The 17,931-nt window shown below is 61.1% G+C and carries 18 protein-coding genes; 4 read left to right on the top strand and 14 right to left on the bottom strand.

The annotated features are described in order from the left end of the window. Window positions 1–21 precede the first annotated feature (21 nt). Window positions 22–999 (bottom strand): DUF1852 domain-containing protein, encoded by a 978-nt coding sequence (locus tag AC4PR2_RS15590; RefSeq protein WP_047729897.1) that lies wholly within the window; start codon window positions 997–999, stop codon window positions 22–24. 315 nt (window positions 1,000–1,314) lie between these two features. Between AC4PR2_RS15590 and AC4PR2_RS15585 the strand changes: the two genes are divergently transcribed. Continuing rightward, on the top strand, window positions 1,315–1,854 hold the full coding sequence (locus AC4PR2_RS15585) for a DUF2058 domain-containing protein (RefSeq protein ID WP_025160208.1): 540 nt from the start codon (window positions 1,315–1,317) through the stop codon (window positions 1,852–1,854). 7 nt (window positions 1,855–1,861) lie between these two features. Here AC4PR2_RS15585 and AC4PR2_RS15580 read toward each other — a convergent pair whose 3' ends face one another. From AC4PR2_RS15580 to AC4PR2_RS15525, 12 genes are all read right to left on the bottom strand, one after another. Then, window positions 1,862–2,560 carry an RluA family pseudouridine synthase gene (locus AC4PR2_RS15580; protein ID WP_197803842.1) on the bottom strand — a complete coding sequence of 233 codons (699 nt, stop codon included), beginning with the start codon at window positions 2,558–2,560 and terminating at the stop codon, window positions 1,862–1,864. Window positions 2,561–2,702: 142 nt separating this feature from the next. Further along, window positions 2,703–3,398: an L-ribulose-5-phosphate 4-epimerase gene (gene araD, locus AC4PR2_RS15575; protein ID WP_197803843.1), complete on the bottom strand. Its 696-nt coding sequence runs from the start codon at window positions 3,396–3,398 to the stop codon at window positions 2,703–2,705. Continuing rightward, the gene (locus AC4PR2_RS15570; RefSeq protein WP_060422773.1) at window positions 3,392–4,252 is read right to left on the bottom strand and encodes an L-ribulose-5-phosphate 3-epimerase; all 861 of its coding nucleotides are present in this window, start codon (window positions 4,250–4,252) and stop codon (window positions 3,392–3,394) included. Before AC4PR2_RS15570 ends, araD begins: the two co-directional genes overlap by 7 nt. Window position 4,253: 1 nt before the next feature. Then, entirely contained in the window at window positions 4,254–4,910 is a 657-nt protein-coding gene (ulaD, locus tag AC4PR2_RS15565; RefSeq protein ID WP_060422776.1) for a 3-keto-L-gulonate-6-phosphate decarboxylase UlaD, read from the bottom strand. Then, window positions 4,907–6,397: an FGGY-family carbohydrate kinase gene (locus tag AC4PR2_RS15560; RefSeq protein WP_337046875.1), complete on the bottom strand. Its 1,491-nt coding sequence runs from the start codon at window positions 6,395–6,397 to the stop codon at window positions 4,907–4,909. Before AC4PR2_RS15560 ends, ulaD begins: the two co-directional genes overlap by 4 nt. Then, a complete protein-coding gene (locus AC4PR2_RS15555) occupies window positions 6,397–7,692 on the bottom strand; it encodes an MFS transporter (RefSeq protein WP_060422782.1) in 1,296 nt (431 codons plus the stop codon). Before AC4PR2_RS15555 ends, AC4PR2_RS15560 begins: the two co-directional genes overlap by 1 nt. Before the next feature lie 124 nt (window positions 7,693–7,816). After that, window positions 7,817–8,287 (bottom strand): NanQ anomerase/TabA/YiaL family protein, encoded by a 471-nt coding sequence (locus AC4PR2_RS15550; protein WP_100396851.1) that lies wholly within the window; start codon window positions 8,285–8,287, stop codon window positions 7,817–7,819. 13 nt (window positions 8,288–8,300) lie between these two features. After that, entirely contained in the window at window positions 8,301–9,299 is a 999-nt protein-coding gene (gene yiaK, locus AC4PR2_RS15545; protein WP_064290724.1) for a 3-dehydro-L-gulonate 2-dehydrogenase, read from the bottom strand. A gap of 256 nt (window positions 9,300–9,555) precedes the next feature. Then, the gene (locus tag AC4PR2_RS15540; protein ID WP_244952581.1) at window positions 9,556–10,422 is read right to left on the bottom strand and encodes an SMP-30/gluconolactonase/LRE family protein; all 867 of its coding nucleotides are present in this window, start codon (window positions 10,420–10,422) and stop codon (window positions 9,556–9,558) included. Beyond that, the gene (locus AC4PR2_RS15535; protein ID WP_060422797.1) at window positions 10,419–11,519 is read right to left on the bottom strand and encodes an ABC transporter substrate-binding protein; all 1,101 of its coding nucleotides are present in this window, start codon (window positions 11,517–11,519) and stop codon (window positions 10,419–10,421) included. Before AC4PR2_RS15535 ends, AC4PR2_RS15540 begins: the two co-directional genes overlap by 4 nt. Before the next feature lie 14 nt (window positions 11,520–11,533). Next, window positions 11,534–12,616, bottom strand: a complete 1,083-nt coding sequence (locus AC4PR2_RS15530; RefSeq protein WP_337046852.1) for an ABC transporter permease — start codon at window positions 12,614–12,616, stop codon at window positions 11,534–11,536. Then, window positions 12,609–14,162 (bottom strand): ATP-binding cassette domain-containing protein, encoded by a 1,554-nt coding sequence (locus tag AC4PR2_RS15525; protein ID WP_197803848.1) that lies wholly within the window; start codon window positions 14,160–14,162, stop codon window positions 12,609–12,611. The genes AC4PR2_RS15530 and AC4PR2_RS15525 overlap by 8 nt, the downstream gene beginning before the upstream one ends. Window positions 14,163–14,536: 374 nt before the next feature. Between AC4PR2_RS15525 and AC4PR2_RS15520 the strand changes: the two genes are divergently transcribed. The 3 genes from AC4PR2_RS15520 to AC4PR2_RS15510 all read left to right on the top strand — a co-directional run bounded on the left by AC4PR2_RS15520 (window position 14,537) and on the right by AC4PR2_RS15510 (window position 16,950). Further along, window positions 14,537–15,355: an IclR family transcriptional regulator gene (locus AC4PR2_RS15520; protein ID WP_049199270.1), complete on the top strand. Its 819-nt coding sequence runs from the start codon at window positions 14,537–14,539 to the stop codon at window positions 15,353–15,355. A gap of 124 nt (window positions 15,356–15,479) precedes the next feature. Further along, complete coding sequence (gene argO, locus AC4PR2_RS15515) at window positions 15,480–16,097, top strand: arginine exporter ArgO (RefSeq protein WP_004931603.1); 618 nt, start codon at window positions 15,480–15,482, stop codon at window positions 16,095–16,097. Window positions 16,098–16,218: 121 nt separating this feature from the next. Further along, window positions 16,219–16,950: an oxidative stress defense protein gene (locus tag AC4PR2_RS15510; RefSeq protein WP_025160209.1), complete on the top strand. Its 732-nt coding sequence runs from the start codon at window positions 16,219–16,221 to the stop codon at window positions 16,948–16,950. A 48-nt stretch (window positions 16,951–16,998) separates the two neighbouring features. Here the strand turns inward: AC4PR2_RS15510 and AC4PR2_RS15505 are convergent, their stop codons facing one another. Continuing rightward, complete coding sequence (locus AC4PR2_RS15505; protein ID WP_004931613.1) at window positions 16,999–17,892, bottom strand: LysR family transcriptional regulator ArgP; 894 nt, start codon at window positions 17,890–17,892, stop codon at window positions 16,999–17,001. Between the last annotated feature and the right edge of the window lie 39 nt (window positions 17,893–17,931).

Genomic DNA, 17,931 nt, shown 5'->3' with positions numbered 1-17,931 from the left:
GATGACCTGTATTTGAGTGAATCAAAGCGCGTAGTGAGCAGACCATTGCTCAAGAATGGGCTTGTAGGGCTTGATAAATTGCTCTTCCGTAAATTTCCCCTGCTCAATCGCTAACCGGCTACGCTCTTCGCGATCGTAAACAATCTTGGTTAATGAATGATCCTGGTTATTCAGGCTTGGCTGATAGCATTGCCCTGCCGCCGAGTTGGCATTGTAAATTTCAGGCCGATAGATTTTTTGGAAGGTCTCCATCGTGCTGATGGTGCCGATCAGTTCCAGATCGGTGTAATCGCTCAGCAAATCTCCGGGGAAATAAAACGCCAGGGGCGCAACGCTATTTTTCGGCATGAAGTAGCGCACCTGCAGGCCCATTTTTTTAAAATACCGGTCGGTCAGCGAAGCGCCGTCTTGCCGATACTCGTCGCCCAACACCGGATGTTGATTGCCCGTCCGATGATAGGTGTCTTTGCTGGACACGCTGAGGCAGATCACCGGCGGTTTGCTGAAATTCTCATGGTATGCGTTTGAATTGACGAAGTGCTTAAAGATATTGCCGTGCAAATCGCCGAAATCATCCGGAATGTTGAATTCCGCCGTGTTTTTATTGTGCGCCGGCAGCAGGACGCTAAAGTCGTAATCGCGCACGTAAGACGAGAAGTTATTCCCGACGATGCCCTCAAGACGCTTTTGCGTTTTTTTATCAATGATGTTGGTTTTCAGGATTTCAATCACCGGGAAGCTGGCCCCCTGATCTTCAACGCGCATCTCAACCGAAATGATTTCAAGCTCAACCGAATAGCGGTCGGCCTTGGGGTTATCCCAATGCGCCAACGAATTGAAGCGATTGTTAATCATCACCAGCGTGTTGCGCAGGTTCTCCCGGCGGTTTTCCCCTCTGGCCAAATTGGCGAAGTTGGTGGTGATACGCGTACTTTCAGAAGGGTTATAATCTTCATCGAAAGAACTGCTCTTAATCGTAAAGGCAAAGTCTCTATTCATCGTCTTATAGCATCCTGTTATATGATATGAAGGCTGGATTTATCCATTTCTTTCAATGGGTTGTTTTTCTCTTTTTTTATTCAGCCGATTTCATATTGTCTGTCGTTAATGAGGTCTATTTTTGCCAGAGTCCCGATGGGAGTGAAAGAGACTTAATTTCATTACTACATGAGCGGTATTCATGATCTGGCGTTCGGGCCGGTTTGCCGCCGTTGCCCTGCGGCGCAAACCGCCAACGTACGGGCCGGCAACCTGGTGCAGCCTGAAAAATTACGGGTATAATCCCCCCATGACCCCACGGCTTCAGACACGAACATGACAAAACTCACCTTACAAGAGCAGATGCTCAAAGCGGGCTTGGTTACCAGCAAGAAAATGGCCAAAGTCCAAAGAACGGCTAAAAAATCACGCGTTCAGGCCCGTGAGGCCAGAGAGGCGGTGGAAGAGAACAAAAAAGCACAGCTTGAGCGCGATAAGCAGCTGAGCGAACAGCAAAAGCAGGCCGCGCTGTCCAAAGAATACAAGGCGCAGGTGAAGCAGCTGATCGAGATGAACCGCATCGTCCTGGCGAAAGGCGATATCGGTTTCAACTTCACCGACGGTAACCTGATCAAGAAAATCCTGGTGGATAAGGCGACGCAGACCCAGCTGATCAATGGCCGTCTCGCCATTGCCCGCTTGGTGGTCGAGAACCGCGAAGAGTGTGAATACGCGATTATCCCCGCGAGCGTCGCCGATAAAATCGCGCAGCGCGATGCGGCCAGCATTGTGCTGCACAGCGCGCTGAGTCAGGAAGAGCAGGATGAAGACGATCCGTACGCCGACTTCAAAGTGCCTGACGATTTGATGTGGTAAGCCGCGTTCAGAACGGCGCGGCGTGACGAGCGGCGATCCGCTCTCCACTGATGGGGTGCACAAAGTCCAGTTCGCTGGCGTGCAACATCAGCCGCGGCGTCTGTTCGGTACCCGGCAGCAGACGCCCGCCATACAGATCGCAGCCTAAAATAGGGTGGCCCAACTGCCGGCTGTGAATACGCAGCTGGTGGGTGCGCCCAGTCTCTGGGGTGAGCTGCACCCGCGTCAGCGGCAGCGAGATCCCGCCCTCCGCTTCACGATAAAAACGCTCGACGACCCGATAGTGGGAGCGGGCGGGTTTGCCGTGGAGGGCGCAAATTGACATCAGCGGGAACAGCGCCGGATCTTTGGCGATTGCCGCGTCTATGACCCCTTCGTTATCCGCCAGATGGCCGCAGAGCAGCGCGCTGTACACTTTGCTGACGGTGCGCTCGCTGAACTGCCGGCAGAGCGCGGCGTTGGCGGCCTTGTTGCGGGCCACCACCATCAACCCGGACGTGCCGAAATCCAGGCGGTGCACCAGGGCGCAGCCGGGGAAGATCTGTACCAGCCGATGGTGTACCGAATCGAGATTCTGCGGATTCTTGCCCGACAGGCTGAGCAGCCCGGCCGGCTTATTGATCAGCGCCAGATGATCGTCCTGATAGAGGATCTCTATTTGGTCATGGCATGACGGGGCGATAAAGGTATCGGTGATCGTAGACATCGGGCGGCCGGCTGGAGGGTGGGTGCGGATGATAGCGAATTTCGCGTCGATGAGCGAATGCGGTTTTCGCTACACTGCGCCTCATGCCCGTTGCACCCGATGCGGCAAAGCATCGGGTGCAACGGCTGGGGCCCCGGCGGCCCTACTGCCCGTAGTAGGCGTTTTGGCCGTGTTTGCGCAGATAGTGTTTGTCCAACAGCTCGCGCTGCATGCTGTGAATGCCCGGCGTCAGCTGGCGCGAGAAAATGCCCATGTAGGAAATTTCTTCCAGCACCACCGCATTATGCACCGCGTTGTGGGCGTCTTTGCCCCAGGCGAAGGGGCCGTGGGCATTGACCAGTACCGCTGGGATAGCGTTGGGATTGATATCGCGCCGGCGGAAGGTTTCGATAATCACGTTGCCGGTTTCCAGTTCGTAATCGTGCTCAATTTCATCCTGGGTCATCAGGCGAGTGCAGGGGATCGCGCCATAAAAATAGTCGGCGTGGGTGGTTCCCCAGGCGGGGATGTCCAGCCCGGCCTGCGCCCAGATGGTGGCGTGGCGCGAATGGGTGTGGACGATGCCGCCGATATCGGCAAATTCGCGGTACAGCGCCAGATGGGTGGCGGTGTCCGACGACGGTTTTTTTGCCCCCTCGACGGTGCGGCCGCTGGCCAGATCGACCACCACCATATCCTCCGCCGTCATATGCTCGTATTCAACGCCGGAAGGCTTGATCACCACCAGACCGCGTTCGCGATCCACCGCGCTGACGTTGCCCCAGGTAAAGGTCACCAGCTTATGGCGCGGCAGATCGAGATTGGCCTCCAGCACCTGTTGTTTTAACTGAGTCAGCATGTCATGCCCCCTTGTTGCATTTTCTGTTCGATCCAGCGGCGGGCCTGAACGATCTCGGCCACCGGCTCCTCGGCTTTTTCTGTCCACATCTCAATCAGGAATGCGCCGCGGTAATTGAGGCGCTGCAGCGTGCGAAACACCTCGACGAAGTCGACGCAGCCTTCGCCAAACGGCACGTCACGGAATTGCCCCGGCGAAGTGGCGGTGACCGGGTAGGTGTCTTTCAGGTGAATGGCGGCGATGCGATCGATGCCCAGCTCCAGCTCGCGCGGCACGTCGTTGCCCCAGGCGCTGAGGTTGCCGACGTCCGGATACACCGTGAACCACGGCGAGGCCAACAGGGTGTCCCAGGCTTTCCATTTCCCGATCGAGTTCATAAAGGCGGTATCCATAATTTCCACCGCCAGCATCACCTGGGCGGCGGCGGCACGGTCTACCGCCCACTGCATGCCTTCGCTAAAGCGCGCCAGCGTCCCCTCGTCTTGCTCTTCGTAATACACGTCGTAGCCGGCCAGCTGGATCGTCCGGATACCGACATCTTTGGCCAGCTGAATGGCCTGTTCCATCACGTCGAAGGCGCGCTGTCGCAGCGCCGGATCGTGGCTGCCAAACGGGAAGCGCCGGTGGCCGGAGAGGCACATAGACGGAATGCGGATGCCGGTTTCCAGCATGGCGTCCACCAGTGCCAGGCGCTGAGCTTTGCTCCAGCTCAGGCGCGCCAGACGTTCATCGCTTTCGTCCACCGACATTTCGACGAAGTCGAAGCCGCAAGCCTTGGCCAGCGCCAGGCGTTCGGGCCAGCTCAGGTGTTTCGGCAGCGCTTTCTCGTAAATTCCCAACGGGTGCTGACGCATATCATGATCTCCAGATGTCATCGATGGCGGTGCGGAACTGCCTGGCGGCCGCCGGCGGATCGCCGGCCTCGGCCAGCGCGCGGCCGGCGATAAAGGCGGTGACGGCGATCTCTTTAAACAGCGGCAGGTCGGCGGGCGTGATGCCGCCGGTCACCGACAGCTCGATGCCCAGATCGGACAGCGCCTTCATCCGATCCAAATCCTGCCGGCCCCAGGTTTGCCCGCTGGCCTGCGCGTCGCGGCCGCGGTGATAGATCGCCTGGCGGATGCCGAGGCCGCGCCATTGCCGCGCATCCTCCAATGTCCAGCGGCCGAACAGTTCGATCTGGATTTCACCGCCGTGACGCTCGGCGACCTCCCGCGCGCTGGCCATGGTGGCCAACGGCGCGGCGCAGATCACCGTCATCCAGTTCGCGCCCTGGCCGAAGGCCTGCTCGGCCAGCGTCGCACCGGCGTCGGCCACCTTGAGGTCGGCCACCAGCGTGTGCTGCGGGCAGCGCTCGCGCAGCGCGCTAACCGCCTGAATGCCGGCGCTGATGCACAAAATGGTACCGGCCTCGATGATGTCCACATGGGGGCTGAGGGTCTCGGCGGTGCGCAGCGCCGTATCCAAACGGGTTTGATCGAGCGCCAGCTGCAGGCGCGGTTTCGTGCTCATGGGGCCTCCTTGTTGGCGGACTGCAGATGTTGCAATGCAGCAATCAGCGCCTGATAACGTTGGTGTTTGTTGTCGTAAGCTTCGGCAGCGGCCGCATCAGGCAGCAGCCGCTCGATACGCGGCGCCAGCCGGTGCTGGGCGGCGGTGAAATCGTTGAAGACGCCGCTGCCGACCATGGCCGCCATCGCCGCGCCCAGACAGCCGGTTTCTTCCACCTGCGGCAGCTCAACCGGCAGGCCGCTGACGTCGGCGAACATTTGCATCCAGGGGAGGGATTTGGCGGGGCCGCCGGTCACGCGCAGCGCCTGCGCCTCAGGGAAACGCCGGCGCATGCGGTTAAGGTGCGTCATGTGGCAGAACACCACGCCTTCGTAGATCGCCTGCACCAGGTGCTCGCGCTGGTGGAAGGCCTGCAGGCCGTAGAAGCTGGCGCTCAGCCCCAGGCCGGCGTTGGAGCCATACAGGAAAGGGGCGAACAGCAGATCGCCGGCGGCTTTCGGCAGGGCGGCGACCCACCGGTTAAGCTGGTCGTAGTCCTGCAGCCCCCATTGGTGACAGAACCATTCCAGGTTGGCGGCGGACGTGGGGCTGGCTTCGTGCACGATGTATTGGCCGCTTTCGGCGTGGCGGCCATAGACAAAGGGATGATCGAAACCCTCGACGATGGCGTCGGTGATGCCGCTGGTGACCGACCAGGTTCCCATCACCGCATTGAGTCGGGTTTCGTCCTGCAGGCCGGCGCACAGCGCGGTGGACACCACGTCGAACAACCCGCCGACCACCGGGGTGCCGGTTTGCAGGCCGGTGATGGCCGCGGCGTTTGCCGCGACGCGCCCGGCGATCTCGGCCGAACCGACAATCGTCGGCAGGGCGGGCATGATGTCGCCGATACCCAGCAGCTGCGCCAGCGCCGGGTCATAGCGTCCGCTGCGCATCTGATACAGGTTGGATTCGGAGATATTGGTTTCTTCGCAGGCCAGCTCGCCGGTCAGGCAATAGCGCAGGTAGTCGTGCGCCATCAGCACGCTGCCGATGCCGGCGTAACGTTCCGGCTGATGCCGCTTCAGCCAGCGCAGCAGCGAGACCGGGTGCCCGGTCCACAGCGTTTGGCGCGTTTGCGGATACAGCGCCTGCGGCACGCCCTGCCGTTGCCATTCCTGCACCAGCGCCAGCGCGCGCTGATCGGAAGAGAGCATGGCGTTGCCCAGCGGCTGCCCCTGCTTATCCAGCAGAAACGCCCCCTTACCCTGCGCCGAGATGCCGATGGCCTGGATGGCGCCGGCGGCGACGCCGCTGGCGGACAGCACTTCACGGATCACGTCGGCGGCGGTGCGCCACAGCGACGCCATATCGCGCTCGGCCCAGCCGGGCTGCGGCGCGACGATCGCCAGATTGCGCCGCGCAACGCCGTGTTCATGGCCCCTGCGGTCGTATAAACCCGCCTTGATGAAGGTACCGCCGCAGTCGAGCCCCAGCCAATATTCCATCATTCGCTCCTCGCGCTGTGGTCGCATTTATTGGGCAGCATCAACGCCAGCACGGAGGCGATCGCCAACGAGGCCGCCAGGCTGTAGACGCCGACATCCTTGCTGAACAGGCTGATCAGGACGCCGACCATATACGGGCCGCAAAAGCCGCCGAGGTTGCCCAGCGCATTGATCACGCCGCGCGCGCCGCCGGCCACTTCGGCGTTGAACAATTTGGGCGGGATGGTCCAGAACACCCCGGCCGCCGCCTGAATAAACACGCCGCAGCCGACCAGTGCAGCGTAAGACCACCAGACGTGATCCTTCAGCAGCACCGACAGCGCCATGCAGGCGGCAAAGCAGGCCAGCGGCAGGGCGACGAAGACTTTGCGCTTGCCGGTGCGATCGGAGAGGGTGGAGATGATCAGCATGCCGAAGATGGCGCCGATATAGGGCAAGATAGCCAGCAGGCCCACTTGCTCCATATCGCCGTGGGTCAGCCCTTTCAAAATGGTCGGCAGCCACAGGGTGTAGCCGTAGATACCGGTCTGGTAGAAGAAATTCACCAGGATCAGCTGCCACATGATCCGGTCGCCCAGCACCCGGCGCAGCGAGGCGTTGCGCACCGTTTTTCCTTTGATCAGCAGCTGTTCGTCGTGCAGGGTCTTCACCAGATACTCTTTTTCCGCCTGCGAGATCCATTTGGCCTCTTGGGGCCGGTTGCTGATGGTGAAATACCACAGCGCCATGACTACCAGCGACAGAGCGCCCTCCACCAGGAACAGCATGCGCCAGTCCCAGGCGGTGATGATCCAACCCGACAGCGGGGCGGTGAGAATGCCGGCGATCGGTACGAACATGATGACGATGGCGTTGGCGCGGCCGCGCTCCTTATCCGGGAACCAGTTGCTGATCATGGTCAGCACCACCGGCAGCATGCCGCCTTCGGAAACGCCGAGGGCGAAGCGCAGGAACAGCAGCTGGTACTGGTTGGTGACCAGGCCGGTCAGTACCGAGATCACCGCCCAGGCCAACAGTGACCAGCCGATGAATTTCTTACCGTTGCCGTATACCGCCAGCTTGCCGCCGGGCACCTGCAGAAACAGGTAACCGATGAAGAAGATGCCGCCAGCCAGCCCGGCCATCGAGGCGGTGATGCCGAGTTCGTCATCCATGCCGCCGGGCATGGCGAAGGCGATGTTGACCCGGTCCATGTAAGAAATGATGCAGGTAATGAGGATCGGCGGCACGATCCTCAGCCAGCGGAGCTTGGGTATCGCCTGGCTTTGGCTGACGGAAACGGAGGCTGTATTCATAAGGACCTCTTTCGATGTTCGCTTTTTGTAGGGTCGGGCGTTATTGTTTTGCTTGATTTGGGCGCAAGGGCGCCCGCACAGGCCTCATGGACCGGTGTTGTTATCGTTACGGGTGTTGCGTCTATCAGGCGCTAAACGACGCCAGCGGTATCTTCACCACCACCTTGCGTATCGCGCAGGGGCGTTGGTTAATGCAGGCCGGGCGATGCACGTCCTGCGGAAAAAATACCGCGAAGTTGCCGGGCCGCATCGTGAGCCAGGATTCGTCGGTGACGTTCTGATAAAACAGGATGTCGCGCTGCGCCAGCAGTTCCTGATGAATGACGTTGTCGCCGTTGTCCGCCGCTACGCCGATAAGCTCGGTACCGCTGACCAGAAACTGCACGTCGACGTTTTGCCGGTGTACTTCCGGGCGCAGCGCATCCGGCGGTTGGGTATGCAGATCCAGCACTTGCACCACGTAGCCGGTGGCGGGATCTTCATAGCGCCCTGCGGGCAAGACGCTGAAATCGGTGCGCTGCAGATAGGCGACGGCGTTGGCGACCGGCGCTGGGTACTGCTCGGGCGCGGTGTTGGCGATGTGGCCGAATATCATGATGATCCTCCCGTTACAGCGCCTGAATGCGCGCCCAAACCCGTTCGTCGACCGGAATACCGTCGCGCAGGTTTTCTTCCAGAATGCGCGGGAACTTGTGGCCCGGCAGGCGAATGGCGACGTCGGGGTTGTCCCGTTCGGCGCTGGTGACGTAATCCATGATGCGCTGCAGTTTTTGATCGCGGCTGTCGCCGTCGATCAACCGGTCTATCTCAATCGCGATGAACACCTGCGAGACGCCGTATTCGTCGCGGTGATCTTCCGTCACTTCCGCCACCGAGGCGCCGCCGGACAGCAGGGTGGCGATCATGTCCAGCACGATCGACAGCGCCGATCCTTTCCAATACCCCATTGGCAAAATGCGCCGATTCTCTTCGATGGTGGCCGGATCGCGGGTCAGGTGGCCGTCGTTGTCGAAGCCGCCGTCCACCGGCAGGGTTTTGCCCGCCAGCCGGTTCAGCTCCAGCGCGCCGTAGGAAAACATCGACATCGACATGTCCACCATGGTGATCGGGTTGCCGGGCACGGCGACGATCAGCGGGTTGGTGCCGATACGGCACGTTTTGGCGCCCCACGGCGGCATCACGGCGATCGAGTTGGTCCAGCAAATGCCGATATAGCCTTTCTCCGCCGCCTGCCAGCCGTAGCCGCCGCCGCGCATCCAGTGGTTGGCGTTGCGCAGCGCCACCAGGCCGATGCCATGATCGTCGGCTAACTGCATGGCGCGATCCATCATGCGGCGGGCGGTAAGGTTGCCGATGCCCTGGTGCGCATCCCATTGCTCGATCGCCCCCAGAGACAACAGTTTGCTGGGTTCGGCGTCCGGCACGATATCACCGGCGTCCAGTTGCTGAATAAAGCGCGGAAAGCGGTTAACGCCGTGGGAATAAACGCCGCTGGCGGTGGTGTCGGCGAACATGCCGGCGCAGTCATCGGCGGTGTGCTCCGCCACGCCGCGCGCCAGCAGCACGCGTTTGAATTGGTGTTTTAACTCGCTGTAACTCACTCTCATGCCGGTTCTCCACCTGTGCGAATCGCCTGTTTTTGGTTCGCTAAATTTCAATATGCGAAATTGCATTTCAAATAAATGCTATCCCGGCGATTCAGGGAAGTCAAAGCAAGGGGAAGTAAAATTATTCATGAAAAACATGACGTTAAAATTGAGTGGTGATTTTGTGATCGTCGCCACATTTTGGTGGAGATGGCGTGCTTCAGACGTGACAAAGCAGGGCGGATCGAAACCCACCCTGCGTCTTGCGAGACCCCGGCTAACCGCGGGTGTTCAGCACCATGCGGTAGAGTGAGGTGGTGGCGGTGATATAGAGTTCATCGCCGTTCGGGCCGCCGAAGGTACAATTGGAGACGCGTTCCGGCACGCTGATTTTGTCGATCTGTCGCCCCTGTGGATCAAAGACCAGCACGCCGTCGGCACAGCTGCAAAACAGATTGCCGGCCCGATCGACGCAGAAGCCGTCCGGGAAACCGGGCTCCACCGTCGCGAAACGGCGGCCGGCTTCCAGCCCGCGGCCGTTGACCGCATAGACGCGCAGCTCTCGGCGGCCCAGCGTCGGAAAATCCACGATCGACATGTCCGCAACGTACAGCCATTTTTCATCCGGTGAAAACGCCAGGCCGTTCGGGCGCTGCAGGTCGCAGGCGGCGATGGTCAGCGAACCATCGCGCGGATCGAAGCTGTAGAGATAACAGCCGATCACCTGGCTTTCCGATTTGTAACCCTCTTCGTCGCCGATGATGCCGTAGGGCGGATCGGTGAACCACAGGGTGCCGTCGGAACGCACCGCCACGTCGTTCGGCGAGTTAAAGCGCTTGCCGTCGACGCGATCGGTCAACAGGCGCACCTCGCCATCGCTTTCGGTGCGGCTGATGCCGCGCCGCCCGTGTTCGCAGCTGACCACGCGCCCTTCGCCGTCGCGCGCATTGCCGTTGGCGTAGTGCGACGGCGAGCGGTATAGGGTCAGCTCACCCCGGCGCGACCAGCGGAACATGCGATTGCCTTTCACGTCGCTGAACACCACCGCATCCTCCTGCGGCAGCCAGACCGGCCCCTCTGCCCAGATCGCCGGCGAACACAGGCGCTCGAGCCGGGCGTGCGTGCGCAATGAATCGCCGTTCACTTCACGCCCCAGATCGCTTTGTAATGGCCCTGATAGTCGTTTTGCGGGTCATACAGGTTATTGGCGCCGCCGTCGGCGGCGATATTGTCGCGGGTCACCAGATGCGCCGGGGTCACGTAGCCGGAAGGCGGCTGCTTGGCGAAGGCGCGGTTGAATTCGTCCAGCAGTTGCCAACCGTGCAGCTTCAAGGGTTCCGGCACCGTCGCCGACTGGCTGTCGCCCGAGCGGATACGCTGGTAAGCGGAGATCGAACCGTCGCCGGCCGATACGTTGTAAGGTGCGTTCTTGCCGCCTTTGCCGGCGGTCTTCAGCGCCGGCGCCATAAAGTCGAAGTACAGATCGTTGATCGCCAGCGCATATTGGAATTTGTCGCCGTACTTCTGCAGCAGACTGAAGGTCATTGCCGGCATGCGGTTGGCGGTATCGGCCAGCGGCGTATCGATGAATTCCAGCAGCGTGCAGCCGCTGCATTTGGCGATCTCGTCTTTCATGACGTTGGCCTTGTCCAGCGCGATTTGATACAGCGAGTCGGTGAAGATCAGCACGCTCGCCTTGCCGCCGGACTGCACCACCGCGTATTGCGCGGCGATGCGCGCCACTTCGTTGGAGTCCGACGTGACGTTATAGAACACGTTGTATTTGGCGATGGGGCCCGGTTCCGGCACCGCGTGCCAGGCGGTCAGCACGATGCCCTGCTGCACGGCCTTTTTCAGCGGGATCTTGGCGACGTTAGGGTTCCAGCCGCCGATCACGATGCCGTCCGGTTTTTGGGCGATGGCCTGATTGAGCGATGCCAGCTGATCTTTCACCGAGCCGCCGCCGTCGAGCGTTTCCAGCTTCCAGCCGGCGGCTTTCGCCGCTTCGCTCAACCCCTGTTGCACCCCTTGTACGCCGCCGTTCTTCATGTCGGAGGCGATAAAAATGATCTTCTTGTTGGCCTGCAGCTGCGGGCCGCTGGTGGGGCCGTCCCACTGGGTGGCGCTGGCGGTGGCCTTCGCGACGGCGGCGGTGGCCTGATCGAGATAGGCGTCGGCCCAGGCCGGCGATGCGGCGAGCAAGAATGTGGTGAACCCCGGTAACAGCCAAATGCGTTTCATGGTGTGCTCCTGGTTTAAGTGTGGGTCGCTGTCTGATTGTTGTTGTCAGCCGGCGTCGCCTGGCTGCGTTGTACCGCTTTCTGATTGAGCAGCCGACGGCGTTGGGCATAGCCGGCCAGGGTGATCGACAGCAGCAGCGTCGCGCCGTTGAACAGCGGCTCGACCCAGAATTCGCCGCCGAACTGCTGAATGCCGGCGATACCGATAGCCAGAATGGCGATGCCGACCACGGTGCCCCAGACGTTGACGCGCCCTGGGCGAATGGTGGTGCTGCCGAGGAAGGCGCCGACCAGCGCCGGCAGCAGATAGTCCATGCCGACGCTGGCCTGGCCGACGCCCTGTTCGGCGGCGATCAACACGCCGCTGAAACCGGTGAGCACGCTGGAGGCGATGAAGGCGCCGATGGTGAAGCGGTTGACCGAGATGCCGTTCAGGCGCGCCGCCGCCGGGTTGCCGCCCACCGCATACATGCAGCGGCCGAGCGGGGTGTGTTCGGTGATGAGCCACAGCACCACCGCGACGATCAGCACGTAAAACGCCACGATCGGAATGCCGGCGATCTCGGTGTGGTGCAGCGCGATGAAGGCATCCGGCAAGTCGCCGACGATCTGCCGCCCGCCGGAGTGCCACAGGGCAATGGCGTACAGTACGGTGCCGGAGCCGAGAGTGGCGACGAAGCTGTCGATATCGGCCAGCGCCACCAGAATGCCGTTCAGCAATCCGTACAGCGCCGAGATCGCCAGCACCGTCAGCACCGCCATCTGCCAGGAGAAGCCGTATTCCACCTGCAGCGTGATCGCCAGAATGTGCCACAGCACAATGCCGAAACCGACGTTAAGATCGATCTTGCCCACGATCATCGGGATGGTCGCCGCCAGCGCCAACAGGGCGATTTTGGCCTTGCTCGACAAGATAGCCTGCAGCGTCAGCATCGATGCGAAGGAGGGGGTGAGCAGTGAGAACAGCACGACCAGCGCGATGCACAGCAGCAGCAGGCCATAGCGGGTGAGGACCTGCATCAGCCACGGACCGGCGCCGTCCTGCGCCAGACTGACGCGCTGCTCCAGCGCGGTTGATTTAACGGATGTTTTAGACATGGCCTACCTCGGATTCTGACGTGATTGCGACGCTTTCCCCGGTGCTGGCAGAGGCCAGCTCCAATAAATTGGCGAATGACACCTGCTGATTTTTCAGCTCGCCGACCACTTTCCCGCGGTTGAATACCAGTGCGCGGTTGCAAATATGGGCGATCTCCTCGAAATCGTTGGAGATAACCAGCACCGCCACGCCTTCCGCCAGGGATTTATTCAGCAGGTGGTAGATTTCCGCTCGCGCGCCGACGTCCACGCCGGCGGTGGGATCTTCCAGGATCAGCAGCGGCGCCCCCAGATGCATCCAGCGCGCCATCACCACCTTTTGCTGGTTGCCGCCGGACAGCGCGCTGATATCGATATTGACGTCCTTGGGGCGCACGTCGAACAGCTGCACTTTCCACCAACTGGCGCCGATCTCCGCTCGCCGCCCATAGCGCGAGAGCAGCCGGTGGCCGCTGGCGCAGAGGTTGATAAACAGGTTTTCACGCACGCTCATCGACATCACCAGGCTTTCGCCGGTGCGATCGCCCGCGACCAGCGAAACGCCGCAGGCCATCGCCTGCCGTGGGGAGCTCGCCTGATAGGGCCGATCGCGAAACCGAATCGCGCCGCCGTCGGCCTGGCGCAACCCGAACAGCAGCCGGCCAATCTCTTCTTGCCCGGCCCCGCGCAGGCCGGCCAGCGCCAGCATCTCGCCCGGCTGCAAATCGAAGCTCACCGGGCCGATGTCGCCCACCGTGACGCTATCGAGCTGCAGCACCGGCGGACGATGTTCCGGCAGCGGTTCGCGCTGATCGTCCGCCATCGCTTCGCCGACGATGGTTTGCACCAGATCGCGCAGCGAGTAGTCGGCGGTGCGGCCGCCGGCGACATAGCGCCCGTCGCGCATTACGCAGACCCGATCGGCGATTTCGATCACTTCGTCCAGGCGGTGGGTGACGTAAATCATGCCGACCTTTTTGGCGCGCAGCCGGTTGATCACGGCGAACAGATGGCGCACGTCGTTGGCGGGCAGGGAGGCGGTCGGTTCATCCAGCACCAGCAGCTCGGCGTTGACCGCCACCGCGCGGGCGATCGCCAGCAGCGATTTTTCGGTGCGCGACAGTTCGAAGACGCGCGCATCGGGATCGAGCGCGATGCCGACGTCGTGCAGCGCCTGCGCCGCCCGGCGGCGAATGGCGCGCCAGTCGATCAACCCAAAGCGGCGGGGAAACCCCATCACCAGCGCCATGTTCTCCGCCACCGTCATCCATTCAATCAGGCCGAGATCCTGATGAATAAAGGCGATCGGCTGGCGGCTGGCGCTTTTTATCGCGGCGGCGGAGGCGATGCTTGCGCCCTGAAAACGAATATCGCCGCCGTCGCGCGGGTAGACGCCCGCCAGCACTTTGATCAGCGTCGATTTGCCGGCGCCGTTTTCGCCCAGCAGCGCCAGAACCTCGCCCGGCATCACCTGCAGGCTGACGTCGTTGACCGCCACGTTGCCGCCAAATCGTTTGACGATGTGGCTGAGGGTAAGGATGGGTTGTGCCGCATTATCGATAGTCATGTGATGCGCCCCTGGTGTTGCGCCCGTGCGAAGATGCCGGGCAAATCAGCTAAACCGCTGGTGAGTATCTGGCCTTTAAATTTCAACATGCGAAATACAATTTCAAAAATAATATGACGTTCGTTGCGCTAAATCAAAGGCGATGAGGTTTTAATTTTTTATATTAAACAATGAGTTATTTTTTACTTTGCGGAAGTGTGACCGATGGCTCACTTCAATGAGGGGGAAATATTGCGGATTTTTGGCCCGCTGCGGACAATGAAACGGCGTTCCGTCTTCACCTGATGCAGGCCTTGGGGTAACATGCCCGGCAAAGAGCCTGCTGACTTCGCCGCAGCGCCGGTTGGCGGTTCGACACTGGAGAGATTTTCGCTATGAGCCTGAAAGCCGTCGACGAGAAAGATGACAAGAAAGACAAACCGCTGGGCAGCCAAAGCCTGTTCCGCGGTTTGCAGTTGATTGAGATCCTGAGCAATTTCCCCAACGGATGTCCGCTGGCGCATCTGTCCGAGCTGGCCGGTATGAACAAGAGCACGGTGCACCGCTTGCTGCAGGGGTTGCACACCAGCGGCTATGTGACCCAGGCGCCGTCGCCAGGCAGCTACCGCCTGACCACCAAGTTCATTTCCATCGGCCAGAAGGCGCTGTCGTCACTCAATATCATTCACGTGGCCGCGCCGCATTTGGAACAGCTGAACCTGGAAGTGGGGGAGACGGTCAACTTCTCCAGCCGCGAAGACGACCACGTTATCCTGATCTACAAGCTGGAGCCGACCACCGGCATGATGCGCACCCGCGCCTATATCGGCCAGCATATGCCGCTGTACTGTTCGGCGATGGGGAAAATCTTCATGGCCTACGGCAACGACGATTACCCGGCCCACTACTGGCAGACTCACCAGCAAGAGATTCAGACGCTGACGCGCAATACCATTACCGAGCTGCCGAAGATGCATGAGGAGTTGGCCGATATTCGCCAGCGCGGCATGGCGATGGATCGCGAGGAAAACGAGCTGGGGGTCTCCTGCGTGGCGGCGCCGGTGTTCGATATTCAACAGCGCGTGCCTTATGCGGTGTCGGTTTCTCTGCCGACCGCCAAGCTGCAGCAAATCGGCGTCAAAAGCCTGATTAAACCGGTGCTGGCCACCGCGCAACGCATCTCGCAGGAGCTGGGTTTCGTCACGCCGATTTGAGTATTAGCGTCTCTGATACTGGATTAGAAACATCAATTTCACCTAATGATCGCTTCCTCGTATGATGCGCGTGTTGACCGACACGCGCCCTCGTCCGGCGCCTTTTATCATTCGAGGAATCCCCATGTTAGCCGTCTTCCTGCAGGGCTTTGCCCTGAGCGCCGCCATGATCCTGCCGCTGGGCCCGCAGAACGTATTCGTGATGAATCAGGGCATTCGCCGCCAGTATCATTTGATGATTGCTTCGCTGTGCGCATTGAGCGATATCGTGCTGATCTGCGCCGGTATTTTCGGCGGCAGCGCCTTGCTGACCCGCTCGCCGCTGCTGTTGGCGCTGGTCACCTGGGGCGGGGTGGCGTTTCTGCTGTGGTACGGGTGGGGCGCGTTCCGTTCCGCCTTCAGCCCGCAACCGGCGCAGGCCGCGGCGCAGGAGCTGGCGCAGAGCCGCTGGCGCATCGTGGTCACCATGCTGGCGGTCACCTGGCTGAACCCGCACGTTTATCTGGATACCTTTGTGGTGCTCGGCAGTTTGGGCGGGCAGCTGACGGCGGACGTGCGCTCCTGGTTCGCGCTCGGGGCGGTCAGCGCGTCGGCGGTGTGGTTCTTCGGGCTGGCGCTGCTGGCCTCCTGGCTGGCGCCGTGGTTGAACACGCAGCGGGCGCAGCGCATCATCAACGCGCTGGTTGGGCTGGTGATGTGGGGCATCGCGCTGCAGCTGGCCTGGCAGGGGGCAAATTTATAAGAATTTGTCACTAATCCGAATTCAAAACGCCGCGCGATATGCTACGTTTGATGCCAGGAATCCGGCGGTTCTCACAGGGAAAAGCCGGCGATCAGAGACAGCCTGTCATTAAGGAGACACTGTGAAGCTAAAAGCATTGGCTATGGCCGCAATGGTCGGATTAGGGACGTTACCGATGGCGCTGCAGGCGGCTGAAGTGCCTGAAGGGCCGCACGTCGTCACCTCCGGCACCGCCAGCGTGGACGCCACGCCGGATATCGCCACCCTGGCGATCGAAGTGAGCGTTTCCTCCAAAGACGCCGCCCAGGCGAAGAAGCAGGTGGACGAGCGTGTGGCGCAGTACTTTGATTTCCTGCAGAAAAATAACATCGAGAAGAAAGACATCAGCGCCGCCAACCTGCGCACCCAGCCGGAATATGACTACCTGAAAACCGGCGAGTCGGTGCTGAAGGGCTACCGGGCGGTGCGCCAGGTGCAGGTGACCCTGCGTCAGTTGGACAAGTTGAACGAGCTGCTGGACGGCGCGCTGAAATCCGGCCTGAACGAGATCCGCGCAGTGGAGCTGGGCGTCGCCAAGCCGGACGTGTATCGTGAGCAGGCGCGGCAAAAAGCGATCGAGAACGCGACTCAGCAGGCCGAATCCCTGGCCAAAGGCTTCCACGCCAAGCTGGGGCCGGTGTACAGCATTCGCTACCGGGTCGCCAACTACCAGCCGATGCCGGTGGCGCGGATGTATAAGGCGGCCGGTGCGGCGGCGGAAAGCGACGCGGCGCAAACCTATGAGCAGCAAAGCATTCACTTCGACGATCAGGTGGATGTGGTGTTTGAGCTGCAGCGCAACGCCGCGCAGTAAGGTGTTCGTATTGAAGAAAAGGTTCGCTGCGGCGAACCTTTTTTCGTTTTAATCCTGACGCAGCACCTGGTGGCCGTGTTCCAGCAGCGCGTCGGTCACTTTGCGCATCATGCGGCTTTCCGGCGCGAAGCGGTGCCAGTACAGCATTCGGCGCTGGTACAGCCCCGGCGTCAGATCGATCAGTTCACCGGATGCCAGCTCCTTTTCGATCTGCAGGTGAGGGATCATACAGCAGGTGGTGCCCTGGCGTGCCAGCTGCACGAAGGCTTCCGACGAGTTCACGATGTGGCAGGGCACGCTGCCCGGCGACAGATCGAAGTTCTGCTGCAGGAACGCCTGGTGCATGTCGTCGAGATGATCGAAGGCCACCGCCGGCGCTTTCAGCAGCGCGGAGCGGGTGACGCCGTTCGGGAAGTAGCGCTCGGCGAAGCCGCTGGAGGCGACGAACAGGTAATCCAGCGCCCCCAGCCGATCCACCAGGCAGCTCGGCAGCGGCTGCGGCTGAATACTCACTGCGCCCACCACCTCACCGCGGCGCAGCCGCTCCTGGGTGCGGGTTTCATCTTCCACCTGCAGATTCAGGCGAATGGGGGAGTCCGCCAGCACCGGCTTCAGCGCCGGCAGCAGCCAGGTTGCCAGACTGTCGGCGTTGACCGCCAGCGACAGCAGCAGCGGCGTGTCGACGCCGGTGTCGTTGCCCAGCCACTCTTCTTCCAGCAACTCCACCTGATGCAGCAGCGCCAGCAGCTTTTGCCCTTGTTCGGTCGGGCGCGGCGGCACGGTACGAACCAGCAGCGGTTGGCCGAACAGGTTTTCCAGCTGTTTGATGCGTTGGGATACCGCCGATTGCGTGATACAGAGTTTTTGAGCGGCGCGCTCGAAGCCGCGCTCACGGATCACCGCGTCCAGCGCTTGCAGCGTACGATAGTCTGGGCGTTTCATCGGAAAGATATCCCTTAAATTAGAATGATACCGGCACTA

It is taken from the genome of Serratia sp. A07 (assembly GCF_058725505.1).
Note: the sequence above shows the minus strand (reverse complement) of the source record. Positions and strands in the feature narration are given on the sequence as shown.

What these genes read in the sequence shown, in the direction of transcription:
- yiaK (WP_064290724.1), bottom strand. Translation starts at nt 9,299, where the DNA reads ATGAGAGTGAGTTACAGCGAGTTAAAACACCAATTCAAACGCGTGCTG.
- AC4PR2_RS15520 (WP_049199270.1), top strand. Translation starts at nt 14,537, where the DNA reads ATGAGCCTGAAAGCCGTCGACGAGAAAGATGACAAGAAAGACAAACCG.
- AC4PR2_RS15590 (WP_047729897.1), bottom strand. Translation starts at nt 999, where the DNA reads ATGAATAGAGACTTTGCCTTTACGATTAAGAGCAGTTCTTTCGATGAA.
- argO (WP_004931603.1), top strand. Translation starts at nt 15,480, where the DNA reads ATGTTAGCCGTCTTCCTGCAGGGCTTTGCCCTGAGCGCCGCCATGATC.
- AC4PR2_RS15570 (WP_060422773.1), bottom strand. Translation starts at nt 4,252, where the DNA reads ATGCGTCAGCACCCGTTGGGAATTTACGAGAAAGCGCTGCCGAAACAC.
- AC4PR2_RS15560 (WP_337046875.1), bottom strand. Translation starts at nt 6,397, where the DNA reads ATGGAATATTGGCTGGGGCTCGACTGCGGCGGTACCTTCATCAAGGCG.
- AC4PR2_RS15550 (WP_100396851.1), bottom strand. Translation starts at nt 8,287, where the DNA reads ATGATATTCGGCCACATCGCCAACACCGCGCCCGAGCAGTACCCAGCG.
- AC4PR2_RS15525 (WP_197803848.1), bottom strand. Translation starts at nt 14,162, where the DNA reads ATGACTATCGATAATGCGGCACAACCCATCCTTACCCTCAGCCACATC.
- araD (WP_197803843.1), bottom strand. Translation starts at nt 3,398, where the DNA reads ATGCTGACTCAGTTAAAACAACAGGTGCTGGAGGCCAATCTCGATCTG.
- AC4PR2_RS15585 (WP_025160208.1), top strand. Translation starts at nt 1,315, where the DNA reads ATGACAAAACTCACCTTACAAGAGCAGATGCTCAAAGCGGGCTTGGTT.
- ulaD (WP_060422776.1), bottom strand. Translation starts at nt 4,910, where the DNA reads ATGAGCACGAAACCGCGCCTGCAGCTGGCGCTCGATCAAACCCGTTTG.
- AC4PR2_RS15530 (WP_337046852.1), bottom strand. Translation starts at nt 12,616, where the DNA reads ATGTCTAAAACATCCGTTAAATCAACCGCGCTGGAGCAGCGCGTCAGT.
- AC4PR2_RS15535 (WP_060422797.1), bottom strand. Translation starts at nt 11,519, where the DNA reads ATGAAACGCATTTGGCTGTTACCGGGGTTCACCACATTCTTGCTCGCC.
- AC4PR2_RS15505 (WP_004931613.1), bottom strand. Translation starts at nt 17,892, where the DNA reads ATGAAACGCCCAGACTATCGTACGCTGCAAGCGCTGGACGCGGTGATC.
- AC4PR2_RS15580 (WP_197803842.1), bottom strand. Translation starts at nt 2,560, where the DNA reads ATGTCTACGATCACCGATACCTTTATCGCCCCGTCATGCCATGACCAA.
- AC4PR2_RS15555 (WP_060422782.1), bottom strand. Translation starts at nt 7,692, where the DNA reads ATGAATACAGCCTCCGTTTCCGTCAGCCAAAGCCAGGCGATACCCAAG.